This is a genomic window from Pectobacterium sp. CHL-2024, assembly GCF_044751765.1.
In the GTDB taxonomy this organism is placed as follows: domain Bacteria; phylum Pseudomonadota; class Gammaproteobacteria; order Enterobacterales; family Enterobacteriaceae; genus Pectobacterium; species Pectobacterium brasiliense.
In genome coordinates this window covers 57143-82535 of the sequence record NZ_JBIXKO010000004.1, presented here as the reverse complement: position 1 = coordinate 82535, position 25393 = coordinate 57143, and the positions used below count along the sequence as shown (strand labels likewise).

The 25393-nt window shown below is 56.5% G+C and carries 13 protein-coding genes; all 13 read left to right on the top strand.

The features are described from left to right. Nucleotides 1–14 precede the first annotated feature (14 nt). The 13 genes from ACIPUG_RS08810 to ACIPUG_RS08750 all read left to right on the top strand — a co-directional run bounded on the left by ACIPUG_RS08810 (nucleotide 15) and on the right by ACIPUG_RS08750 (nucleotide 25256). A complete protein-coding gene (locus ACIPUG_RS08810; protein WP_048256513.1) occupies nucleotides 15–1418 on the top strand; it encodes a CpaF family protein in 1404 nt (467 codons plus the stop codon). Between the two features lie 18 nt (nucleotides 1419–1436). Beyond that, entirely contained in the window at nucleotides 1437–2417 is a 981-nt protein-coding gene (locus ACIPUG_RS08805) for a type II secretion system F family protein (RefSeq protein WP_104213446.1), read from the top strand. Between the two features lie 14 nt (nucleotides 2418–2431). Beyond that, complete coding sequence (locus ACIPUG_RS08800; RefSeq protein WP_039282085.1) at nucleotides 2432–3391, top strand: type II secretion system F family protein; 960 nt, start codon at nucleotides 2432–2434, stop codon at nucleotides 3389–3391. A gap of 104 nt (nucleotides 3392–3495) precedes the next feature. Continuing rightward, nucleotides 3496–4347 (top strand): tetratricopeptide repeat protein, encoded by an 852-nt coding sequence (locus ACIPUG_RS08795; protein WP_104209782.1) that lies wholly within the window; start codon nucleotides 3496–3498, stop codon nucleotides 4345–4347. Next, entirely contained in the window at nucleotides 4347–4898 is a 552-nt protein-coding gene (locus ACIPUG_RS08790) for a hypothetical protein (RefSeq protein WP_039282081.1), read from the top strand. The genes ACIPUG_RS08795 and ACIPUG_RS08790 overlap by 1 nt, the downstream gene beginning before the upstream one ends. Continuing rightward, nucleotides 4891–5523: a TadE/TadG family type IV pilus assembly protein gene (locus ACIPUG_RS08785; RefSeq protein ID WP_400338166.1), complete on the top strand. Its 633-nt coding sequence runs from the start codon at nucleotides 4891–4893 to the stop codon at nucleotides 5521–5523. Before ACIPUG_RS08790 ends, ACIPUG_RS08785 begins: the two co-directional genes overlap by 8 nt. A 196-nt stretch (nucleotides 5524–5719) precedes the next feature. After that, nucleotides 5720–7339 carry a Tad domain-containing protein gene (locus ACIPUG_RS08780; protein ID WP_104213442.1) on the top strand — a complete coding sequence of 540 codons (1620 nt, stop codon included), beginning with the start codon at nucleotides 5720–5722 and terminating at the stop codon, nucleotides 7337–7339. Between the two features lie 58 nt (nucleotides 7340–7397). Continuing rightward, a complete protein-coding gene (locus ACIPUG_RS08775) occupies nucleotides 7398–16931 on the top strand; it encodes a beta-propeller fold lactonase family protein (protein WP_400338164.1) in 9534 nt (3177 codons plus the stop codon). Between the two features lie 254 nt (nucleotides 16932–17185). Next, nucleotides 17186–18976 carry a TolC family protein gene (locus tag ACIPUG_RS08770; RefSeq protein WP_400338162.1) on the top strand — a complete coding sequence of 597 codons (1791 nt, stop codon included), beginning with the start codon at nucleotides 17186–17188 and terminating at the stop codon, nucleotides 18974–18976. After that, entirely contained in the window at nucleotides 18976–19731 is a 756-nt protein-coding gene (locus ACIPUG_RS08765) for an efflux RND transporter periplasmic adaptor subunit (RefSeq protein WP_010282272.1), read from the top strand. The genes ACIPUG_RS08770 and ACIPUG_RS08765 overlap by 1 nt, the downstream gene beginning before the upstream one ends. Further along, nucleotides 19728–21083 carry an efflux RND transporter periplasmic adaptor subunit gene (locus ACIPUG_RS08760; RefSeq protein WP_400338160.1) on the top strand — a complete coding sequence of 452 codons (1356 nt, stop codon included), beginning with the start codon at nucleotides 19728–19730 and terminating at the stop codon, nucleotides 21081–21083. Before ACIPUG_RS08765 ends, ACIPUG_RS08760 begins: the two co-directional genes overlap by 4 nt. 2 nt (nucleotides 21084–21085) lie before the next feature. Then, nucleotides 21086–23215 carry an HlyD family efflux transporter periplasmic adaptor subunit gene (locus ACIPUG_RS08755; protein ID WP_400338159.1) on the top strand — a complete coding sequence of 710 codons (2130 nt, stop codon included), beginning with the start codon at nucleotides 21086–21088 and terminating at the stop codon, nucleotides 23213–23215. Nucleotides 23216–23525: 310 nt separating this feature from the next. Next, on the top strand, nucleotides 23526–25256 hold the full coding sequence (locus tag ACIPUG_RS08750; protein ID WP_400338158.1) for a polysaccharide lyase family protein: 1731 nt from the start codon (nucleotides 23526–23528) through the stop codon (nucleotides 25254–25256). Nucleotides 25257–25393 lie beyond the last annotated feature (137 nt).

The window sequence follows — 25393 nt, the reverse complement described above, 5'->3', positions numbered from 1 at the left end:
AAAGGGTTACGGACATGTTGATTCGTAAGAATAACCTGCAAAAAAGTGAAGCAGGAAAAAGTACACCTCAGCCTGCGCCTGCTGCCAACGTGGCAGAACTGAAAACGCGTCCGGCTACGGAGAACCGCACACAGCCTGCGGCGAATACGTCTTCTGGATCGGCACCGGCTGCCCGCCAGACGGACAACCGAAACAGCCAGCGTCGGATTATCCGCGCACAGCTCTACGATCAGATCGACGCGGGTAAAGCGGCGATGATGGGGCGCGACAAGCTGCTGGTGCAGATCGAAACGGTGATCCGCCGCATCTGTGATGAGCAGCGCTTGCAGCTTTCTCGTCAGGAAGAGGAAGCCATCGCCACCGAAATGCTGGATGAGATGACCGGGATCGGGCCGATCCAGCCGCTGCTGTCGGATGACACGGTCAACGATATTCTGGTCAACGGTGCCGGTCAGGTGTTTGTCGAGCGCTTTGGCAAACTGGAACTGTCGCCGATTACCTTCATTGATGAAGAACATGTGTTTAACACCGCGCAGCGTATTGCCGCCGCGGTGGGTCGTCGCATCGACGAAGCCAGCCCGATGGTGGATGCACGTCTGCCGGACGGTAGCCGCGTCAACGTCATCACCTATCCGCTGGCGATCGACGGCACCACGATCTCGATCCGTAAGTTTATGCGTCGCAATCTGTCGCTGGAAATGCTGGCAGAGCGCCGCTGCATGTCCTACGCGATGGCGGATGTCCTGAACAAAGCGATGCAGGCGCGCGTTAACGTGATCGTTTCCGGCGGAACGGGGGCGGGTAAAACCACCTTACTGAATGCGTTGTCGCAGAAGATCGGCAGTACCGATCGCATCATCACCATTGAAGATGCCGCCGAGCTGCAATTGCAGCAGGAGCACGTGGTGCGGCTGGAAACGCGTCCTGTCAGCGCCGAAGGTACGGGCCGCGTCGATCAGCGCGATCTGATGCGTAACGCCCTGCGTATGCGCCCTGACCGCATCATTCTGGGTGAGGTGCGCGGCGGCGAAAGTTTTGACATGTTGCAGGCGATGAACACCGGTCACGACGGTTCGCTGTGTACGGTGCACGCCAATACCTCGCGCGATGCGATACAGCGTCTGGAAAACATGGTGATGATGGCGAACATGCAGCTGCCGCTGATGGCGATCCGCCGTCAGATCGCCAGTGCGGTTCACCTGATCGTGCAGATCGAACGTATGCGCGACGGTATGCGCCGCGTGGTGTCCATCACCGAAGTGTGTGGCATGGAGAACGAAGTCATTCAGCTTCAGGATCTGTTCAGCTTCAACATTCAGGGGATGGATGGACAGGGTCTGTTGACCGGTGAATATGTTCAGCACATTCAGCGTCCGCAGTTCTACAGCGATAAAGCGCATTTGTTTGATGCGCAATGACGGGCTGGGGAGACGCTGATGAGTGATTTACGCCTGAATCTGATTACGCTGCTGGTATTTTGCAGCGTGCTGATGCTGTTTCTGGCGGTTAACGCCTGGAAAAAGTCACGGCAGCAGCGCATGCAGCGCGAACAACGCTGGCAGCAGATTTTGAACGAGGTCAGCCCGTCGGCTGCCGACGTCGCGTCTGATTCCATTCTGCGTGACGAGATCAGAACGCCGCTGATGGGTGTCCCGGTAATTGGGCGCTGGCTGGCGATCCTCTGGGCGCAGATGACGTTCATCGGCTGGAAAAAGAACCTGCTCCAACGTTCCCTTTCGCTGGCGGCGGTGAGCCTGATTCTCGGCATGATTCTGGGACAACGCACCCTGCTGCCGCTCACGATGGGGCTGATATTTACGCTGATGCTGTTTATCAGCATCGGCATGCTGCTATTCCGTTCGACGCTGCAAAAACACCTGAAAGCGCTGCGCGAGAGCCTGCCGGAAGCCATTGATGCCATTACCCGCAGCTGCCGTGCGGGCGTACCGGTGGCGAATACCTTCTCAATTGTCGCGGAGCACCTGACCGGGCCGCTGGCGAATGAATTCAAGACGATCGATCACTGGCTGCGGCTGGGGATTCCGCTGCGTCAGGTGATCCAGGCCTCGGCTACACGGGTACCGATGTCCGAATACCGTTTCTTCGTGGTGATTTTGATCATCAATCAGGAAGCGGGTGGGCGACTGGGGGAAACGCTGGAGCGTCTGTCCGCGACGCTGCGTGAACGTCGTGAATTGCAACTGAAAGTGCAATCCAAAACGTCGGAAGCGCGGGCATCCGCCAAGATTGTCGCCGCACTGTTCCCCGGCTGTCTGGCCTATCTGTACATGAAGTCACCGGAGGATTTCAGTTTCTTATTCTCCGATCCGGTAGGAACGACGGTACTGATTTACGCCTTGTGCAGCGTCTCGGTCGGTATGTTGATCACGCACGTGATGGTTAAACGGATAGGGTAAAGGGAGAGCTACTCATGACTGTTTTTGACGATCCCTTACTGCTGCTGGCGCTTGTGCTGATGGTGGCGGGAATCTATCTGGCCCGTACACAACATAAAATCCAGCAATACAAACAGCTGGAAGTCCGCATGCGCGGGCATTTACCCAGCGCCTCTATAGAGGCGGCCTCTCAGGAAAACATCCTGAGAGGCCAGGGAACTGCATTATCCCCCCTGTTGGAAAAGCTGTTACAGCCTCTCGCCACCCAGGGCGAGCGCCTTTCAGGATCGGATCGCGATCGCCGCAATCTGCGCCGCCTGCTGGATCTCGCCGGGCTCCGCCGCAACGAAGCGGTGGGCTGGCTGGTGATGGGAAAATTTGCTGCCGGGGCGCTGCTCGCTATCGCGCTGGTGTGGGGATGGTTGCCACCTGCTGACCGTGCAGGCCTGACGGGTGTCGCGGCGGGGCTGATCGGCTTCTTTGTCGGTTCGATGGTGCCGGAATGGTGGTTGAAATGGCGTGCGGCAAGCCGGGGTGAAAAGCTGGCGCGTGCGGTGCCGGATGCGTTGGATCTGATGGTGGTCTGCGCCGAAGCCGGTCTGCCTATCGGACGCGTATTACAGGTGGTATCGAAAGAGCTGGGGCTGTCTTCACCAGAAATGGCGGATGAACTGCACTACACCGCCGCCGAATTACAGATCCTGTCGGATCGTACGCTGGCGATGAAACATCTGGCGGAGCGTACACGCGTCAGCGAGATCGAAAGTATGGTGGCGACGCTGATTCAGGCGGAGCGCTACGGTACGCCGCTGTCTCAGGCGCTGCGTACGATTGCGGATGAAAGCCGCAAGACGCTGATTCTGAGTCTGGAAGAGAAGGCCGGTAAATTGCCTGCGCAGCTGAGCGTGCCGTTGATGGCGCTGATCCTGCCACCGATTATCGCCATTATGGCGTCGCCTGCACTGGTGCGAGTGGTCCGCCTGCTGGCGCAGTAGCATTTTATTTACAACACATTGATTTTAATGTGTTTATTTTAAAAGCATCGATTCCTGGTATATGCCGGAAATCACAACGGTTACAACCGATGGAGTTATCGAAGATGGTCGATCTGGTAGCAAAACTTAAGCGCGGCGCGCCCATGCTGGCACTGCTGATTGTCAGTACCGTGCTGGCGGGATGCGGCAGCTCGATGGCGATTAAGGGCAGCAAAGATGAAGGCCTGCGTTTGGCACGTCTGCTGCGCGATCAAGGACGTGTTGAAGCGGCGACAGAAGTGTACGCGCGCCTCGACAGCCGCGATGCGCTGAAAGGCGCAGAGATGCTGGAGTATGCCAGCGTGGCGGCTCTGGCGCGTTCACCGCAACAAACGCTGGAGCTGTACGGACGAGCACGTCAGGCTCTGGGCGGCGATACCAACAAAATGACGCCGGAAGAAGCGTTGGCGGTGTGTCTGGGAATGGGTCGTGCGCAGCTGGCATTAGGACGTAATGCGATGGCGCAAACCGACTTTGCCTGTGCGCTGAAAGCGCAGCCGAACGATGCTGGTGCACTCAATGGCATGGGCGTGGTGATGGATGCCTCTGGCAAACACGCCGAAGCGCGTCAGCTGTTTGAAAAAGCGTTGCAGATAAACCCGGCAGATGTCGCGGCACTCAATAATCTGGCGCTCTCATGGCTGGCAAGCGGCAACGCGGACAAAGCGATTTCTCTACTGCGTTCAGTGGATGAGAGCAACGCGACGGGCAGATTGAATCTGGCACTGGCCTACCTCTCTGGCGGCAAAGACGATGAAGCGCGTTCGGCGCTGGCGACCATTGCACAGCCACAGCGTATTGATGGCCTGATTGACGAGCTGAATCAGCGTTTACAGCAGATGCAGCAGGATAAATCCCGTGGTGAAGCGCTGCTGTTATCCAGCCGTCAACGCCTGCAATTGAGTACGCCTGAGTAATGGCGTGGTTTCGTAATCTCGGCCCGTGGCGTGGTGATGGAAGTATCGTGCCGCGTCATGAACGCCACTGGCGTAGCACGCGCGGTGTGATCGCGACGGAAGTGGCGTTTCTGGTGCCGGTGGTGCTGGTCGGGGTGATGATGCTGTTTGAACTGGCGCGTATCGGGCTGGTGATCGCCGCTGGCAGCGCCGCGCTGGATAAAGCCGTGCAGGCTTTCCGCCTCGATAATCTCGCATCGGACAGCGCGGAACAGATGGGAACCCGTCTAAAGGCGCGCATGGTTGAAGCAGGATACGGCTACCTCAAGGAAGACGATTTAACCGTCAGCGTGTTGCACTTCGACAATCTGAGCCAGCTTGGCGGGCTGACGAACGGCAATGGCAATCAGGACAACCCGAACGGCGAGGAAACGACGACGCTGCCGGTGTGGTCTGTGACGGTGCAGATTAAAAAGGCGTTTATTACGCCGCTACCGGAAGTGCTAACGCTGGGTGATACCTTCCGCTATCAGTACAAACATGTGTTTGGGACGGAACTGCGCAATGACTGATCGTTTACTGAAACTCAGTCTTTTACTGAAAACCAGCCGTTTCCTGAGCGGGATGCGCCGCTTCTGGTTTTCTCGCCGTGCTTCTACCGCGGTAGAAACGGCGTTAGCGTTCCCGATTGTGTTGGCGATAGGGTCGCTGTGTGCGGATATCTACACCGTTGGGCTTGAGCGGACGCGTATGGAACAGCGTGCGGGTGCCATCGCGTCAATATTAGCGATGCAGCAGAAGCTGGATGAGAACGGCCTGCAAGGGCTGCTCGATACGGTGTTGCCAACGGAAGGTTTAGGTAATTACCAGCTGTTAATCAGCAACGTGCGCCAGACTGGTGAGCTGCACTGGCAGTTGAGCAGAGGCACGGCAGAGGCATTGTGCGCAGAAAGTGAAACCCTGCCGGAAGAAGAATACCTCCCTGAACTGCCGGAAAGGGACCGTGAAGAGGGCAGCAAAAATATCTCCATGATTGTGGTCGAGATCTGCCGTCAGGGGAAAGATGTAAGCCTGCTGGGCGGCCTGTCGCTGGGCGGTCTGCTGCATGCATCGTCGGTCAACCGGGTCGCTGTCGACGTGGTTGAACTGGACGAGGTACTCAGAAAAGAGGCCGGTCTGGAAGAAAAGGATCAATAGCGACGGGTTTTAGACCGGACATTTTTATACCGGACATAGAAGCGGCAAATAGACCGCAAACGGCAGCGAGCTTCTCGTTACCGGAATAATGAAACACTTAAAAAATCTATAGGCATATGAGCAATGTCGTTTTTATTTTCCCGTTTTATGGGCGGGTTGAGTACGCGCTGAATCCAGGAATACAGGATAGGAAGGAATGAAAAAAACCTTACAGAACAGAAGAGTAAAAAAAGACGCTACCGGAATTACTCTGTTCTGGCGTGAACGCCTGTCTGCCTTTATTCAGGAGGAAAAGGGCGCGGGCACCGGATTCTATGCACTGGGGGCGATGGCGTTATTGGTGACGGCGGCTTTTATCGTGGATACCTCCACGGCAACCGGTGATGCCACGCAAATCAAGCGCGCGACGGATGCCGCTGCGCTGGCCGTCGGACATCAGGCGACCATTAATGGCGAAGAATACAGTCAGGAAGAGACCAATAAGCTGGCGTATGACTACGTCAAAAATAATCTGGGGATGAATAAGGCCCTGAGTGAAAAACTGGAGGTAGGCGATGTGGCCGTCACGGAAGGGCGCAACAGCGAGACGCGTAAAACCTATACCGTCACCGTCGCCTTCGAAACCAAGCCCAGTTTGCTGAGCCTCGGGGCGAGGAAGCAGGAAGTGTTCTCGACCGCCGAAGTCATCAACCGGCCGACCGAAGTTGCCTTTGTCATGCCAGTGACGGGGGATATGAGTGAGGGAGATATCCGTTCACTGAAAAGCGTTAGCCGCAGTTTCGTTGAGCGCATGCTGAGTAGCGCAGACGGCAAGCGTGACAACCTGTGGCTATCGCTGGTGCCCTACAGCCAGTCGGTGAGTGTGTACGATGCGGAAGACGCGAACCGCATTCGGCGCTGGTCTGCACCGGGGGCGCTGAACCCGCCAGAGCTGCGTTCGCTGTTTGCCAGCGGCGTGGTCAGTAGCATGGCCGACCGCCGCTTCCCAGACCGTCGTGCCAACCTGCTGTGCATGTATCGCGGGCTGGGGCGGGAAGAAAACTTCTTCTGGGATGAACCCCCTGTCGGCCAATTCAAGGTCTATTACCGCCACGATTTGCCGCAAAACGGCAGTCCGGGCGCACCGCCGATCTCCTGGCGTGGCCCTAACCCTGATTTCGATGATACCGATGCGGTGGATACTCGCTGGATCGTGGCAGACAGAGGGTGCCCGAATGCCGCGCTGATGCCGCTGACCAATGAAGAAAGCAAGCTGAATCAGCGTATCGAACAGTTTTCTGCCCGCTTCAACGTGAACTACGCCATCGGGATGTCATGGGCGGGTGCGGCGTTGTCGCCCAACATGCGCGGTTCAGACGGCTGGGGTGATGCCACGCTGCCGCTGGATTTCAATCTGGACGGCAACGGTGACGGGCAAAAGGTGATCGTGATGCTGGCTAACACGATTGGTAACTGGTTCGACACCGACGGCTACAACTTCAACCGCAATGCATTCAGTGGTCAAACTGGCACGGATCCCGCCCGTACCTTTGCCGCGCAGCGCTTCCGCGATCTGTGTTCCAGCTTCCGTGCGCGCAACATCAAATTCTATTTTGTCGGCATTCGTCCCGGCGACCCGGAGGATTTTGGCCGCAACCTGTTCGACGCCGAAGCGACGCCAGGCCTGCTGGTCTGCACCGAGGGTGAGAAACGGATGAGCTTTATCGATGGTGCAGGCTTCGGCGCAGAGGGCGTTGAGGATCAATTGATCCGACGTCTGGATCGTATTGCCGGCCAGATCGAAACCGAGGGCGGCTATGTTCGGCTGGTTGAATAACCGCCAGATGTAGCCAGAAATGACGCGATTTGCCCCTTTCATTACAGGACATGACACGATGACTTTTTCCCGCTCAAAATCTGGTTCAGGCTTAACGCGCACGCCGCGTCAGGCGTGGGTACTGGAACCGCGCATGATGTTTGATGCCGCTGCTGTGGTCACGGCAGCGGATGTGGCGGCGACCGTCGCGGCAACGGACACCGCACCCGGCGTCGATGCCACGCCGGTTAAGGCGACGGTCACCATCACCGACAGCAGCGACAGCTTTCAACCGGTCGATCTGTTCAGCGACGTTCGCGTGTCAGCAGATAAAGACGGACAGACGCTGAAAGATTTGGTGATTACCGTCAACCGTACGGGCGCGAATCAGGCATTAGTCATTGACGGTAAAAGCATCGCGCTGGAATCGGGAAGTGGAACGACACGGGCTGACAGTGATGGCTTCTCATACCGCGTGGCCGTGAGCGGCGACGACATCACGACGGTAACCGTGAATATCGACAGTTTTACCGACAATCTCGCGGATACCAGGGCATTAATTGACAGTATTGCCTACCAGCCGCTGGATAACACCGTGGCCGGCGGTGATGTCGTGGTGACGCTGAAAAGCCTGAGTGATGAGGGCGGCGATGATACCGATACTGCCGATCTGAATATCCACGCTACCGTCACTATCGACAGCAAGATCAATGTGGCACCCGTGGTGTCTGGCGAAACTTTATTGGAAGCGGAGTCATTAACGACTGGGACGGACGTTGCCTATTCCGCTGATGGTAAACAGGCTTATATCGCCGGTTTGGATAATACGCTGACCATCTTTACCGTGGGCGAATCTGGGCATCTGACGCAAAAACAAAGTCTGACGGTTGAAAATCTGGGGCATGTTAATCATATGGTGGTTAGTGCAGACGGTAAGTCGCTCTATACCATATCGAGCAATGGCAACCTGATGCAATTTAGCCTTCAGAACGGCATGCCCAGCCATACTGCGACGATTTCTGTCGGAGCCGGGTCTAACGGTGGGTTAGCGATAGCCGATGACGGTTCGCAGATTTATGTGGATGCCAGTAGCAGCTATGGTCGCGAAGTGTTTGTCTATCAGCGCAATACTGAAACAGGCGAGTTAACCCGTACCGATTCGCTCCGTCATCGTAATGGTGTGATCGCAACCGCGGGCGAGTATGTCTACATTGCGCACAGCGGGGCGATAATTAACGACAATCATGAGTTGCAAGTCTACCAGCGTGATAGCGCAGGTAAATTGACTCTGCTGGGGAGTATTTCACTTGAAATAAAGGGACAAGATCCCGTTGATTACGCGATGGCAGTATCGGCCGATGGGAAATCTGTTTATATCGCGAATCCAAAAACCAACGACATTACGCTCTACCGCGTTGGGGTTGATAATGCGTTGACGCTGGTTAATACATTCAGCACCCCTCCTGTAGGCAGTTTGGTACTCAATGTTGAGGGAACTCGGTTATATGCTGCGGCGACAGACGGCATGGTTTCCGTTTACGCCGTTTCATCAACGGGGGCTTTAACATTGGTGGGCCAGACGGCAGGAAGTACCACTGGTGGGGATATCGCGTTATCGCAGGATGGTCGCTCTTTACTCGTTGCGGGTGAGGGTGTCAGCCGTTATTCAACGTTATTGACGCAAATCCGTGGCTCGGATGCGACGATCGCTTCCGGGATAACCTTGTCGGATGCCAATTTCGATGCTCTGAATGCGGGAAATGGAAACTATGGTGGTATGCAACTGATCGTCTCTCGTGACGGTAGTGTATCAGACAAGGATATCTTTAATTTCAGCAACACTAACGATCTGCGGCTGGAGAACGAGCAGATTCTTCAGGGCGATCGCGCTATTGCCACGTTCAGCCAGAGCGGAGGTATTCTAACGATCGCGTTTCTGCCTGGAACAAGCCGGGCGGAGGCAAATGCGGTTTTACATCAGGTCACCTACCAGAATACCGATACAGTGGCGGGTGGTTCCGTGGTGACGCTGTCCCTGCGGGCGAACGACGGTAAAGTCGATAGCCTGCCCGTGACGCTGGCGGTGCTGGTGACAACCAATACGGCACCGATACTGACTGTGGAAGCTGCACCGCTCTCAAACTACGACACGACGGCGACAGTGGTCAAGGTATTCACCAATACGCAGATTACAGCGGGTGAAGCAGGGCAAAAGATCTTGGATGTCAGACTGAATATTGGTGGTCTGAAAGATGCGGTCAATGAATTCTTAGTTGTTGATGGCGCAAGAATTGATCTTACTCAGTCAAACTCAGGGAAAACGGCAAGCGGCTATACCTACACCTATACGTTAAATGATGGCAGTGGGACGCTGGAGATTCACCATGCGACTGGCATGACGATGGCAGCGGTTCAGGCATTGATCAACGATGTTGCCTATACCAATGAGACAACACAGGCGACGGCGGGTATCCGTACCGTGACGCTTGTGAGCCTGCGAGACGATGGTGGCGTGGCAGAGCAGGGGGTGGATACGGCCTCCCTTAATGTTACCGCGACACTGACGTTAGCCATTAACAACGCACCGACCATCCAGACCGATATCCCGGTCGATCCTAATTTGTATTACTCCGACGGATTGCTTACCGGTTATGACAGTCATGTCAGCAGTATTGTGCTGTCCGATGATGGCCGCACTCTACTGGTGATTGGCACAACAGCCGCCAATTATGGTGGTGATGCGCGGGTAAGCCTCTACCAGCGAGACCCGGATACAGGGAAATTAACGTTATTACAGCGCCTCGTTCCGGGAACGGATGATGGTGATGCGAGCAATGGGACGGAGGTCAGCGGGCTTATCGGACGCGCGGCCGTTTTCTCCGATGATGGTTCCACCGTTTATCTGAGCGCTAATTCGGAAGTTCTGGTATTCAGCAAAAATGCTGACACGGGCATGTTAAGCCTGACAGCGCGCGTTGACGGGCTGGCTGGCAATGTGCTGAAACTAGCCCGTTCGGATGATGGAAAAAGTTTGTATGCGCTCACGGCGGGCACGTTTTACCACTACACCATTGGTGATAGTGGCACATTGAGCAATCCCGCGACGTTTACTCAGGTTGATGGCACCACGCCGATTGGGATGGCGGTGAATGCTAGTGGCACGGTATATGTGCTGGGTAGTGCGGGTCGAATCACGATTTATACCACGGATGCAAACGGTGGGCTGAACTACGCAGGCCAGTTAGCGCGTGGCAGTGATGGCGTTACGCTGACTTATACTGACAGCGCGGGTGTGCCGAAAGCCGCAGGTACGCTGGAGAGCAGCAACGAACTTAACCACGCTAATTCTTCATTTACTGTCACCGATGAGGGCTATCTCTACATTGTGACCAGCAATGTGGGCAACCGCCTGACGGTGCTGCATTACGATATTGCCGAAAACACGGTCAGCCGCGTCGAAGCTCTGTCGTTTATCAATAACAGTCCGTGGGGGGTGATGGCCTCTTCGGACGGCAAAACGCTTTACGTCGGTAACAATCTCGGTGCAGTTGCCGTGTATGCGATTGGTGCCGATGGCACGCTAGCGCAAACAGGTACGCTGGCGGTAGGGCGTCCTGTCACGACGCTGACGTTATCGGAAGACGGCAAATCGCTGTATACCGGCGCACGCTTTTTCAATACCGGTGTGATGATGTCTAGCGCGGCGGCGCACGCGACCTATAGTCAGACGGTGGACATGCCGTTTACCACGAGCGTCACGCTGTCAGATCAGGATTTGGATGCTGCCGATGACTACAAGGGCGCGACGATTACCGTTAGCCGTAACGGTGAAGCATCTGCAAATGATCACTTTGCTTTCCAGAATGGGGACGGTCTGACGCTGGCCGGCAGCAGTATTCAGTATCAGGGCGCGACCATTGCCACCTTCAACGTCAGTGAAGGCGCGGTGACGATTGTGTTTACCGAAAGCGTCACTAAGGCGGTAGTCAATCAGGTTCTGCATCAGGTGACCTACCGTAACGAGGGCGATACGGCAGGCTCAGCAATTTCGCTGAAGATCGGATTTAGCGACGGTGGCAAAGATACCAGTCTGTTGCTGATGATGGTACCGAGCAAAGCGCCTGTAGTGGATAACAATGAGTACACCCCGCCGTCTGCTACCGCTGGGCAATCGTATTCTGTCACGTTACCGGACGATCTGTTCCTCGATCCTAAAAATGGCGTACTGACGTGGGACGTCAGCGATCTTCCTGCTGGGCTAACCTTCGATCCTGAAACGCGTACGATTTCCGGTACGCCAGCGATCAATGGTGTAGGAGCCTTTGCTATTACCGTCGTCGTGAGCGATGAATCGGGCGCACAGGCAGAGCAGACGCTGACGCTGAGTATTGCTTCCGATCCTGCACAAATGCCGACAATCGGCGGTGAATCTAGCGCCCTGCAGAATGTCGGCACCCTTGATGGTTATGACTCCAATAGCTATGTGGATGTGCTTAACGGGGTGAAAGACAGCGAGCTGTCCGCTGATGGTAAAACGCTCTATGTCGTGAGTTCACCTGAGAGTGGATCAGCGGTATTGAGCGTCTTTGTGCGCAATGAGGAAGGCAATTTCACTCTGTCGCAGACTTTCTTTAACTATCGATCCGTTTATAACGAAGAGACGGAACAAAACGATGAGGTTGTGGACCATGCCGGATTGGCGGGCGCATCAGACGTCACCCTGTCCTCTGATGGACAATACCTGTATGTGATCGGTAGTGAAGGCAACGCGGTGACAATCTTCCGCGTTGGCAGTGACGGTGAACTGACGCAAGCAGGCGTTCTGGATCAGGCGGAGTTGGGCGGGCGTTCGCTGGATGTGCGTTCCCAGATTGTTTCTCAAGGCGATTACCTCTATCTCACCGCTGCCCAGTCTGGCAGTGATAATGACAGCCGCAGCGTGCTGGTGTTTAAGCGCGGGACGGACGGTACCCTGACGGCGGTTGCTCAGGCCGATAATCTGATTGGGGCGAGCCGTCTGGTGCTTGATCCAACCGGACGCTACCTGTTTGTTTCCGGTTCCGGCAGCACAGTCGGCGTCACGGCTTTCAGCATTGATGAACAAGGAGCGCTGGCTCAGGTCGGCCAGATTAGCGGAACGAGCGAGTATTACATCAACGGGTTGGCGCTGTCGCCCGATGGCAAAACGCTGTATGCGATTCATGCTGATGTGGGCAATTACACGCTCAATACGATAGCGGTGGGCGCCAATGGGGCGCTCACGCTGGTATCGCCGGAGCCGTTTGCCGATGACGGAGGCGACTCGGGTGAAGCGTTGGCAAGCAACCTGGTGGTTTCTGCTGATGGTACCGCGCTATTTGTGATCGGGAAGAACATCACTATTTTCTCCCGCGCTGAAGATGGCAGTCTGACGCTGAAACAGACAATTAGCAGCGGCTGGGATAGCTCACTCGGCATCAGTTTCTCGTCGTTGCAAAACATAGCGTTGAGTGCAGATGGCAAGCAGCTGTACCTGGTTGGTGGCGATAAGATTCATGTGCTGAATGTCGGTACGGCTGGCGCAACCTATACCGAAGGCAACGATCCCGTTGTGCTGCTGCCATCAGGCCGCCTGTCCGATCCGCAGTTAGATGCGCTAAATAACGGTGTGGGCGACTATAACGGTGCCACCATCACGGTGGGCCGACAGGAAGGTGGGCAACCGGAAGATACCTTCGGCCTAAAGGCGGATAATGGTTTAACGCTTGATGGCGACAACATCCTAAAAGGTGGCGTCGCGATTGCGACCTTTACTCAGGTGGATGGGGCGCTGACCGTTAAATTTATTGCGGCGGTAACCCAAGCTGATGCACAGAACGTGCTGCGCCAGATCACCTATCACAACACCAGTCAGGATCCTGAACAGGCAGGCTCGTCGCCAGCATTCACCTTCAGCATGAATGACGGTGACAATAACACCACTAGCATGGATATCACCGTCAAGCTCATCGGTGTGAATAATCCGGCAGAATTGACGACGACTGTACTCAACCCACAAATTCCGGGCAATGGCGAGTTCGTTAAGCTGTTTAAAGATACCCAGATTGACACCATTGAGCGCGGACAAACCATCTGGCAGGTGGTGCTGACATTTGATGCGTCAGGGCCAAATGAGACGATCAGCATTGATGGTTCGACGATCGTGCTCGAAAAATCCAACGGGACGCCGCGTACCGCCAGCGGTTTACAATATTCCGTTGATGTTAAGGACGGTAAAGCGACAGTCCTCCTGTACGTAATGAAAAATGGTAGTGAAACCGCTGCGATTATTGACAGCATCGGCTACAACTATCTGGGCAGCAACCCGAGCGGGGAACGCCATGTCACCCTGAAGGTTGTAGAAAATAACTATAACGACACCTCACCAGAAACCACGTTGGATCAGGCGATTACGCTGACGCTGGTGCCTGCGGCAGAAAACAATACTGCGCCGGTTATCACGATTCCAGGCTCGACGCCGACGTATACCGAACGTGCCGATCCTATCGTGCTGGCACCGGACGCAACGGTGTCTGATGCACAGATGGACAAGCTCAATGGCGGTAAAGGTAACTACGACGGCGCGACGCTGAAGATTACGCTGGGTGATGGTAAAACGGCACTGGATAAGCTGGGCTTCAGCGCTGATAACGGTCTGACGTTATCGGGTGATACGCTTCAGAAAGACGGCGTCACTATTGGTCAGGTCAGCAATAAAGACGGCGTGTTGACGATTCGCTTCAACGCAAATGCAGGCACGATCCCGACCACGGAAGATGTGCAAAATACGCTGCGCCAGATTACCTACGCCAGCGACAGCCGCACGCCTGCCGCACAGGTTGCGGTGACGGTGATGCTGTCCGATCGCTATCTGGATTCTCAGGTCACGGCCTTGTCGGTGGCGATTACGGCTATCAACGACACGCCTGTCGTGGCAAACGATCCCGTGCTCTCTGCCGATGAACTGCGTCTGGTGAATACATACACCGCAATTAGCGGGCTGGGCACGGTGACGGCCGCTGCCCGCACGACAGACGGGCTGGCGCTGTATGTCAGCGATGATAAAGGCGCGATTACCTTATTCCAGCGTGATGCGAACAGCGGCGAATTAACCTATGTGCGTACCTTCGCCGCCGCAGAGGGCGTGACTGGAATAAGCCAGCTACAGGTTTCCGCCGAGGGTAACAGCGTGTATGCGCTGCGTGCCGACAGCAACGCGATTGTCTGGTTTAGCCGGGATGCGAACGGTGAGTTGACCCATAAGGCAACGATAGCAAGCGATTATGATATTGATAATGGCAACCTGAATAATATCAAAGGGATTGCGCTGTCTGATGATGGGAAGAATCTCTACCTCATCAATAGCTACAGCGACCAGTTAGCCTATTTCAGCCGTGACACCGCAACAGGGGCGTTAACCTATGTTGAGGCGCTGGGCGGCGATATGAATAATCCGCCTTATCTGTGGGCCCCGACCAGTATTCTCAGCCGCGGTAATTTGTTGTTTGTCACCACGGCAATCAACGACACTTCGACGGTGATTGTTTATCAGCGCGACGACAGTGGCAAACTGACGCCGTTGGGACATGTCCGCGACTTTACCGATGCCGCAGGCAATACCGTAGCGCTTTCAGGGCTGGAGCAGATAACGGTTAGCGCCGATGGCCGTAGCATATTTGTCGCCAACGCAGGGCAGATCGATGCCTTCACGCTGGATACCGCTACGGGCACCTTCACACATATTGCTCGCGTCGCGGCAGAAGGCATGGTTAGTGATATCGCCCTCTCTGCGGATGCGCGGGTGCTGTACGTCACGCAAAGCGACGGTGCGCTCACTCGCTATGTGTTGAACGACCAGACGCTGACAAAACTCGATATGCTGAAAAACGCGGGTACGGGCTTCGCTCATCTGCTGCCGGTTGACGGTGGTCTGATTGCGCTTGGCAACGGTGTGTCGGTGCTGGATGAAGTCTCTCGTCTGCCGGTTTATCGCGTCGATGGTCCGGCAATTATCGTTGCTCCGTCTATCGTCCTCAGCGATGCGGAACTCGATGCATTGAACGGCGGTGCGGGAAATTATCAGGATGCTTCAATCACGCTACAGCGTGGTGAAACGGCATCAGCCGGCGATCGCTTCGATTTTACCGGGGGCAACGGTTTCGCCTTAGCGAATGGCGTCATTAGCAAAGACGGGCAAGCGGTAGCCACCTTCACGCAGGCAGACGGCAAGCTCACCGTGACCTTCACGGCTGCCATTTCCCGTGCGGATGCGACAGCGCTGGCTCGTCAGATTAGCTTGGCGACGAGCGCCCCGCTGACGGGAAATACGGCCTCGCTGACGCTGGTGCTCAATGACGGCGCTGTTGATTCTGCCGCGCAGGCGCTCGGCGTTACGCTGTCGAGAGAGGTGAATCTGCCGCCGGTGGGTCATGCTGAGCAGTTCACTCCGCCAACGGCGCAGGTTGGTGCCAACTGGTCTTATACCTTACCGAATACGCTATTTACCGACCCTGAAAATAATGCGCTGACGTTTACCGTTGATGGCGCTCAACTGCCAGAAGGTGTGCGTTTTGATAGTGCAACACGGACGTTCAGCGGCACACCGTCAACGGCGGGAACGTTTAACCTGACGATTACCGCCAGAGACAGCGCGGGTAACGCGACGGCGCTGAATGTGGCGCTGACGGTTAATGCCGCTTCAACACCAGTCGACCCCGGCACACCAACAGGGCCAGTCAATCCTGATAACACCGCAACAGCGGCACCGGTGATTCTGGTGCAGCAGGGCGTGAGCCTGCCTGTTGATTCGAGCGAAAGAGAGCGCGACCAGCCGCTGGGCGCGATTGTCGCCGATCTGTCTCAACCGGAAGCGCAGCCGCTACCGAACAACATCGTTACCGAACCTGTGCGTCAGCATGATGCTGGTACGGCCCGCCAGTCGGATGCCCCTTGGGTGCTCGATCCGGTGATGTCATCGCTGATGCCAACGCTGGAGCAGGTCAACTTCTCTTCGCGCGCTGAAGCGTCTACACGTGATAACGCCGCGCTGCGTCCGGCTGATTCCAACCTGTTCCTGAGCGTACGCGGTCAGACAACGGCGCTGGAGTCGGCTTTCAGCAGCGTGCAGGGCGCGTTACAGCCGGATGCCTCCGGCGCGCTCGCCTTTAGCCTGCCACAGCGCATGTTCAGCGTGCGTGAAGGCAATGCCACGCTGACGCTGCAACTGGCGAACGGGCGTCCGCTGCCAGCGTGGGTGCAGTTCGATGCCCGCAACGGCGTGGTGCGTATTACCGATGCCAGCGCGGTGCAGGTTAATCAGATCCAACTGGCGCTGAAAGCGCAGGCTGCAGACGGCACCAGCCGGATCGTACCGATTACGCTGCAAACCGGGCAGGGCGATGGCGCAGAGATGGCAACTGACCGTGGCGCGATGCAACTGCCTGCCCACTCTGATGCACTCCCCGTAGAAAACCGCGATGCAGAGCGGTTAGCGCCTGCGGGGAAAACCGCCTTTACCGAACAGCTGCGTCAGCATCAGCCTGAACAGGATGCGCTGCTGGCGGCGCTCAGTGAACTGAGCAGCCTGCGTACATAGCACACGTAGGCTGAATATTAAGACGAGATTTTATTTACTTATACCCTAAATAATTCGAGTTGCGTGAAGGCGGCAACTGCACGAATCCCCAGGAGCTTACACAGGTAAGTGACTGGGGTGAGTAAGGGCAGCCAACGCACAAGCAGCTTGAAGTATGACGGGTATAACCACTAACCCGGGCGCTTGCAGGCGGTAACCACTCCACCGCCTGCAAGATGAAGGGAACAGACAAATAGAAGATGGGGAGAACCCGGGTGAATCAGCACATAGCGCATTTCTGGGATAGCCAGCAACACGACAGTCAGCAGCAGAACGTTCAACACGAGGCTAGACCACGCACCGCGGGTTCCCGGGCGTTACGGATCGCGGTAGCCCTGGCCTGTCTGGGTCTGGCTGGCTGTGCCGTCAAACCTGAGCCGGTTACGATCGAACAACAGGTTGCACAGGCGCTGAGCGACAGAACGCAGATGTTTGCCAATCAGGAACCGGTGCGCGGCACGATCACGCTGGATGAGGCGATTGCCCGTGCGCTGAAATATAACCTGCAACAGCGGGTCGCGCTGCTGGAACAGGCGATGGAAGATGACCTGTTGGGCGTACAGAATCTGGACATGCTGTTACCGAAACTGACCGCCCGCGCTGGCCTGCAAACCCGCGACAACGTGGCCGGTTCCAGCAGCCAGTCGGTGACCACAGGTCGACAGTCGCTGGAAGCGTCAACCAGTCAGGATCAGACCCAGCGTACCGCGGATCTGACGATGAGCTGGAACGTGCTGGATTTCGGTATCAGCTACTTCAATGCCAAAGTACAGGCGAACAAATCGCTGGCGGCGGAAGAGCGTCGTCGTCGCGTGGTCGCGGATATTACTCGTCAGGTGCGGACGGCCTACTGGGAAGCCGCAACGGCACAGCGCTTGCAGCCGGAAGTGACGACCGCGCTGACGCAGGCGCGTCAGGCGCTGGAATATGCGCGTCAGACCGAACAACAGCGTCTGCTGGCACCGGTTGAGGCACTGCGTTTCCAGAAAAATATGCTGGAGATGGTGCGTCAGTTAGAGATTGTCGACAGCGATCTGGTGGTGGCGAAATCCCGTCTGGCCGCGTTGATGAACCTGCCGCCGTCAAGCAAATACGATATCGTCGTACCGAGCGAAAGCAGTCTGGTCGCACCGAAGATGGCCTACTCGCTCGACGATCTGGAAAACTTCTCGATGGTTAAACGCCCGGAAGTGCGCGAAGAGAGCTATCTGGCACGCAATAGCGTACTGGAAACCCGTAAATCACTGCTGCGTCTGCTACCGGGCGTGTCGCTGTTTGCCGGTATCAACGGCGACAGCAACAGCTATCTGGTCAATCACCAGTGGGCGAACGCGGGCGTTCAGGTCAGCGGTAACCTGCTGAATGTGCTGTCGTGGTCATCGGTGAAACGCGCCGGACAGGCGAATGAAGATCTGGCGGAAGTTCGTCGTCAGGCGCTGCGCATGGCGGTGCTGACGCAGGTGAACGTCGCGTGGCAGGAATATCAGCAGAGTACGCAGATGTTTGGCCGCTATCAGGAACTGGCGCGGATTCAGCGCGGTATCCTCAACCAAACCACACTCAGCGTGCAGCATCGTGCCGAAACGCAAATGGAACAGGTGCGCGTCAGCACGGAAACCATTCTGACGACCCGCGCGCGTGACCGCAGCTTTGCCGATGTGCAGAACGCGCTCGGTGCGGTGTATCAGGCTGCCGGGCTGGATGTGCTGCCGGATAACGTGAACGATGTCAGTCTGGCGGCGCTGAGCAGCTCGATTGCCCGCACCACGGGTAACCTTGAGAAAGGCAGCGTTGCGGTACCACGTCTGTCTCTGGCAACACCGGCTACGCCTGCCACCACGACGGCACCGACTAAAACAGCATCTACCCTATCCTCTGCGCCTGCGATGAAGCCAATTGCCTCGTCCGCGGCGACATCATCGGCTAGCGCGGGTAAGCCTTATCGCGTGGTGAACACGGATATGTGGGATAACCTGCAATCTCTACAGGCGGGAGGTTCGCGTTAATGGCTTTCGGCATGATGCGTCCGCTGTTGCTGGTCAGTGCGTTAGGTCTGCCCCTGTTGGGGCAGGCTGCGACGACGGGAGACATTCGCGTACAGCTTAGTGCGCAGCGCTATACCGTGTTATCCAGCGAAATTGCCGGGAAAGTGACGGATATTGCGGTGAAAGAGGGTGAACACTTCAAGCAGGGCGATACGCTGGTGACGTTTGACTGCACTGTGCTGCGCGAGAAGCTGAATTATTCAAACGCCGCAGAGAATGCTGCGCGTAAAAAGCTGGCGATTGCCGATCGGCTGGATAAGCTCAATTCGATCAGCCTCTCGGATGTCGATCAGGCGCGATCGTCGGTGTCGATGGCGCAGGCCGAAAGCGGTGTTAATCGCGCCATGCTGCAACGCTGTGTGATTAAAGCGCCATTCTCCGGTCGTGTGACGGAAACCAAGGTGAAGCGTTGGGAATCCGTGCCGGAAGGCAAAGAGCTGTTAGCGATTTATGATGACAGCGCGTTCGAGCTGGAAATGATCGTGCCGTCGCGTTGGCTGGTGTGGTTAAAGCAGGGCAGCGCCTTTCAGGTCGTGCTGGATGAAACCGGCCTGAGCTATCCGGCGGAAATCAGCCGACTCTCTTCGGCGATCGATCCGGTGAGTCAGTCGGTAAAAGTCTTTGGCCGCATTACTCAGTCTACCGCTGGACTGCTGCCGGGCATGAGCGGTGTGGCGCAAATCGTACCGCCTGATGCCGGTAGCGTGTCGCCATGACCGAACGGAACACGATAGCAGCACAAACGGAACAGGACACCCGGCTGGCGCTGCTAGCCGAGCTGTTGCAACTGCAAAGCCGTGCCAGAGCACGTGAGACGCTGGATGAGCTGGCGTTTTTCATCGTCAACGAGACGCACAATGTCGTGAAGTATCGGCAGGCGCTGCTGTGGGATTGCGATAAACGGCGCTTGCAGGCGGCTTCCGGGCTGGCCTCGCTCGATCACAACGCGCCGTTTTGTACCGAATTTAGCCGCCTGTGCCGCCAGTGGCAGGAAGAGGGGCGTCAAACGCAGGTGCTGCAATGCCGCGAGCTGCCCGCCGATGACCAAATTTTGTGGCAGGAACATCTGCCGGAATTTTTACTCTGGCTGCCGCTGCGTTTACCGCAGGGCGATACGCCGCTGGTGCTGGTGCTAGCACGGGATAGCGCGTGGCTACCTGCCGAGATTGTGCTGCTGGAAAAACTGGCAGACGCCTACGCTCACGCCTGGTCGAGTTTGCTGAAGCAACGTCGTCGGCAGACCAACACCAGCCCGAAGAAACGTCGTTTGATCCTGGCGGGGATCGTGGCGTTGGTGCTGATCTTGTTGATCCCGGTTCGCCAGTCGGTGCTGGCTCCGGCAGAGATTGTCGCGCATCGTCCGGTGATGGTGCGTGCCCCTGTGGCAGGCGTGGTGGATGACATTCTGGTTCGCCCTAATCAGACTGTCAGCGCTAATCAGCCGCTGGTGCGACTGGACGTGCGCGAACTGGAAAACCGCTTGGAATCGGCCCGACAGGCTTTTGCTACCGCCGATGCTCAGTATCGCCAGGCACAGCAGCAGGCGCTGTTCGATGCTAACAGCAAAGCCAGTCTGGCCGTGCTGCAAAGCCGCCGCGAGCAGGCGCAGAGCGAGATGGATTTTCTGCAACGTCAGCAGGAACGCATGCAGCTCGTTTCCCCGCGCGACGGCGTGGCGATTTTTGACGATAGCAGCGACTGGATTGGGCGCTCGGTCGCGGTGGGAGAACGCATCATGATGATCGCCGATCCGCATGATGTTGAGCTAGAGATCCAACTGCCTGCGGCAGATGCGATTGCGCTGGAAAACGGTGCGGATGTGCGCCTGTTCCTCAATGTTGCACCGAATTCCGCACAGGAAGCAAGGCTTGAACAGATTGGCTACCGCGCCGCGCCAACGCCGGATAATGTGATGGCCTATCGGCTGCGGGCGCGTTTTACGCAGGATGACCCGCAGCTACGCGTGGGCCTGAAGGGGACCGCCAAGCTGTACGGGAAACGCACGGTATTGTTCGTTTACCTGCTGCGTAAACCGCTGGCATCCCTGCGCGTCTGGCTGGGCGTCTAACGATGGCCGGAGGCGCGACGCCAGCCGCTGGGCTTAGCCCGTTACGCGATGAACTGATCCTGCACGCTGGACCGGCTAACCGCGACGGATCGCCCAGTTGGACGCTGGAAGATCCGCTGCGCGGTCTCTACTTTCGTATCGGCTGGGCAGAAATGGCGATGCTATCGCGCTGGTCGATGGGGAACGCGGCGCAGATCGTGGCCGACGTTAACCAGACTTCTGCGCTGATGCTTGATGACAGCGATGTGCAGTACTTTAATCGCTTCTTGCAGGCCAATAGCCTGACGCGCGTTTCCGGCGATGAGGCGCTAGCGCAGTTTTCTCGTCAGGTGGAACAGTCGCGCGTTTCGATTTGGCGCAAACTGCTGAAGAACTACCTGTTTTTTCGCATTCCCTTATGGCACCCCGATCGCTTTCTGAGCGCAACGCTGCCGTGGGTCGAACCGTTTTTCAGCCGGACTTTCCTCAAACTGACGCTGCTGGTGGCCGTGCTGGGGCTCTTCCTCGCTGGACGCCAGTGGGAAACGTTCAAGCATACGTTTCTGCACTTCTTCACGTTGGAAGGCGCAGCGCTGGCGGGGCTGACGCTGTGCTTTACCAAGATTCTGCATGAGTTCGGCCACGCCTACACCTGCAAGCGCTTTGGTGCGCGGGTTGCCACGATGGGCGTCGCATTTCTGGTGATGATGCCGGTGCTGTATACCGATACGTCCGGCTCGTGGAAGCTCACCCGCCGTCGGCAGCGGATGGCGATTGGCGCAGCGGGCATGATGACCGAGCTGGTACTGGCGGCGTGGGCGACGCTGGCATGGAGCTTCTTGCCGGACGGCATGCTGCGCAGCACCGCGTTTATGCTAGCGACGACAACCTGGATCATGACGCTGGCGATTAACCTCAGCCCGCTGATGCGATTCGACGGCTATTTCCTGCTGTCCGATGGATTGCAGATGCCGAATCTGCAAAATCGGGGCTTCGCTATCGGCCGCTGGCAGATGCGGGAATGGCTGTTTGGCTTAGGCGATGCGCCGCCGGAGCACTTTCCACGCTGGCTACAGCGCACGCTGGTGGGCTATGCCTTCGCGGTGTGGATATACCGTTTCTTCCTGTTTACCGGTATCGCGATTCTGGTTTACCACATGACATTCAAACTGCTGGGGATGCTGCTTTTCGCGATTGAAATCGGCTACTTCGTGGTGATGCCGGTGGTAAATGAAGTGCGCGAATGGAGTAAACGCCGTAAGGATTATCGTATGAACCGTAATATGACGACAACGCTGGTTGTGAGCGCCGTGGTTCTGCTCTTGCTGATGATTCCCTGGCAGCGCGGCGTGTACGCACCTGCGCTGCTGCGGGCGGAACAGCAAAGCAGCCTGTATATGCCCGTGCCCGCGATGATTCAGCGCATTGACGTGAAGGTCGGTCAGCCTGTACAAGCGGGACAAACGCTGTTTACTCTGTCGTCTGACGCGCTAGCGCACGAACAGAAACAGCTAGAGCGACAAATTGCCACGCTGAACTGGCAAAGCACCTTTCAGGTATTCAACAAGGAAGCGGCTGGCGATCACCAGCGGGTAAAGCAGGAGCACGAAGCCGCGCTGCAAAAATTACAGGTCTTGCAGCGTCAGTCTGAACAACTGACGGTGCGTGCGCCGATAGACGGCGTGGTGGCAGACATGACAACGCCGCTGGAAACCGGTGAGTGGCTGGGGCAGGGTGAATGGCTGGCGGTTGTCACCAAGCCAACTGGCGGGCTGGTGGAAGCGTTCGTATCGGAAAAAGACTGGCAGCGGCTTCGCACGGGTGCAAAGGGGACGTTTTATTTACAGGATGTGAGCCGTTCGTCGCTGCCGCTCACCATTGTGGAGATTGCCAGCACGGCAACCCGCGATCTGAACGCCGCACCGGAACTGGCATCGATTTATGGCGGCGATATTGCCACGCTGAGCGATGCACAGCGCAAGCTGCATCCTGAGCAGGCCGTTTATCGCGTGCTGCTCAGTTTACCTGACGGTTATCGTGCTCAGCCGCAGGTGCTGCGCGGCACGGTGGTGATGGACGGTGAGGCGCAAAGCCTTTTGATTCGCGGCTGGAAAGTGGTGTCCGCCGTACTGATCCGAGAACTGTCATTCTGATCAGTTTTGATTTCTGCGATGTCGATCCTGACTTTCTTCCCGCTATTGCCAGATTCTTGTTTGTGCTGGCAGTGGCGTGAAGGAGGGCGCTTATCCCCTCGATTATGTTGTTCCTGTTATCTCTATTCTATCTGTTTAAAATATTTGGCTTTTTACACTAGTGGTAAGGCTGTTACGTGATATCGAGATACACGGGGCTACCACGGTGCGAGGTGTCCCTGCGGGAACCTCATCACCGTGTTTCCCCTAATATCTGACATTGGCCGTTACCTGAACCACTGTGATCCGACTGAACACAAGAGGGCTGACTGTGAAGCGATCTGTCTTGTTGTTGGTGGGGGCCATGCTGGCACCCTATAGCTATAGCGCGCAGGATAATGCGGTGTCGTTATCCGTTTCTGGTTTGAATACCGTGCTGGATAACGGTTTGCTGAAGGTCGCATTCGGGGAGGATGGCAGCTCGGTGAGCATGGTGACGGGAGGCAAAAATATCGTCACCAACCTGTCCGGTGCGGCGCGTGACCCAAGCAAAACGCGTAGCGCTTACCTCGATTACTATATTAACGATGCTCATGCTAAAGGCGTCAAAGATTTTGTCCCCGAGCGGGTAGAGGTGCTGCGCAACGATCGTGAGATGGCGCATGTCGCCTATATCGACGATCGAGACGGGCTGTTACGGCTTGAATATCATCTGATTATGCGTCGCGGTGTTAGCGGGCTTTATAGCTATGTCGTTGCTGAAAATAGCGGAACTCAGGACGTTAAAGTCAGTGAACTACGTAACGTCTATCGCTTCGATCCCGCCCGGTTAGATCATCTCTACAATGGCGATCGTCAGGGTAAACCGCTGCTCTACAGCCAGCTTGAAGCGTCGCCGAAGGTGCAGGATGAAACCTGGCGATTGCCGGATGGCAGCATTTATTCCAAATATGATTTCGCTGGTTACATGCGTGCCGCGCCTTTCTGGGGCGTTTTCGGCAACGGCGTGGGCGCGTGGCTGATTCACAGCAATCGGGAGTATTTCTCTGGCGATGCGCTCAAGCAGGATCTGTTGGTGCATCAGGATGCGATCATCCTGAACTACATGACGGGTTCGCATTTCGGCACGCCGGATATGGTCGCTCCACCGGGCTGGAAAAAATTCTACGGTCCGTGGCTGCTGTATATCAATCAGGGCGACACCGGACACATGCTGGCGGATGCTCAGCGTCAGGCGCTGACGGAAACTGTCAGTTGGCCGTACAAATGGGTCAACGATTCCCGCTATGCGCGCGAGCGCACGCAGGTGAGCGGACGCGTTGCCAGCCAGCAGCCGGTGACCGTCGTGCTTTCGTCATCGCTGGATGAACCGTTTGATGTGCAAACCCGCGGCTATTCGTATCAGGCAACCACCGATGCTCAGGGGAATTTTGCGATTCCCCATGTCCGTCCGGGCAATTACCATCTGGCGGTATACGCCAACAGCGGTACACAGCTGGGAATATTGGCTGAACAAACGCTGTCCGTTTCCGGTGATAAGCAAGTGCTGCCTGTGATTGCCCTGCCTAAAGCCGAGCCAGTTGTGTGGGCGATTGGACAAGCCAATCGGCAGGCGAGCGAATTCCGCTTTGGCAATGAGGCACGCAACACCCGCTGGCAGCATGAGGTTCCGGCAAACCTGACGTTCGATATTGGCCGCAGCGACTATCAGCGTGACTGGTATTACGCGCAGACCAAACCGGGAAAATGGGATATCCGTTTTGCCCTGCAACCGGAGAAGAAAACCTATTTTCTGAACATCGCGTTGGCGGCCGCGAGCAATAGCGGCATGAGTGAGCCGACCATGCCACAGCTGGCGGTAGCGGTGAACGGCACCACGTTGGAAACGCTGACTTACGCAAACGACAAAACCATTTATCGCGGTGCGCTACAGAGCGGTCGTTATCACATAGCACGTATCCCTGTGTCATCTCGCTTTCTGAAAAACGGCAACAACACGATCACGCTGCAATTAAAAGGCGGCAGCGTGATGTATGACGTAGTGACCTTAAGCGAGGAATAAATTCCGTTTTAAAATGAGAGGCGCTGGGTTCCGCAGAACCGTGGGCAGGGATAGCCCACGATAAAAAAGCGCAGGAGCGATTTTCAACAACGCGTAGCGTTGGCCCGAAGGGGCGTGGGCAGGGATAGCCCACGATA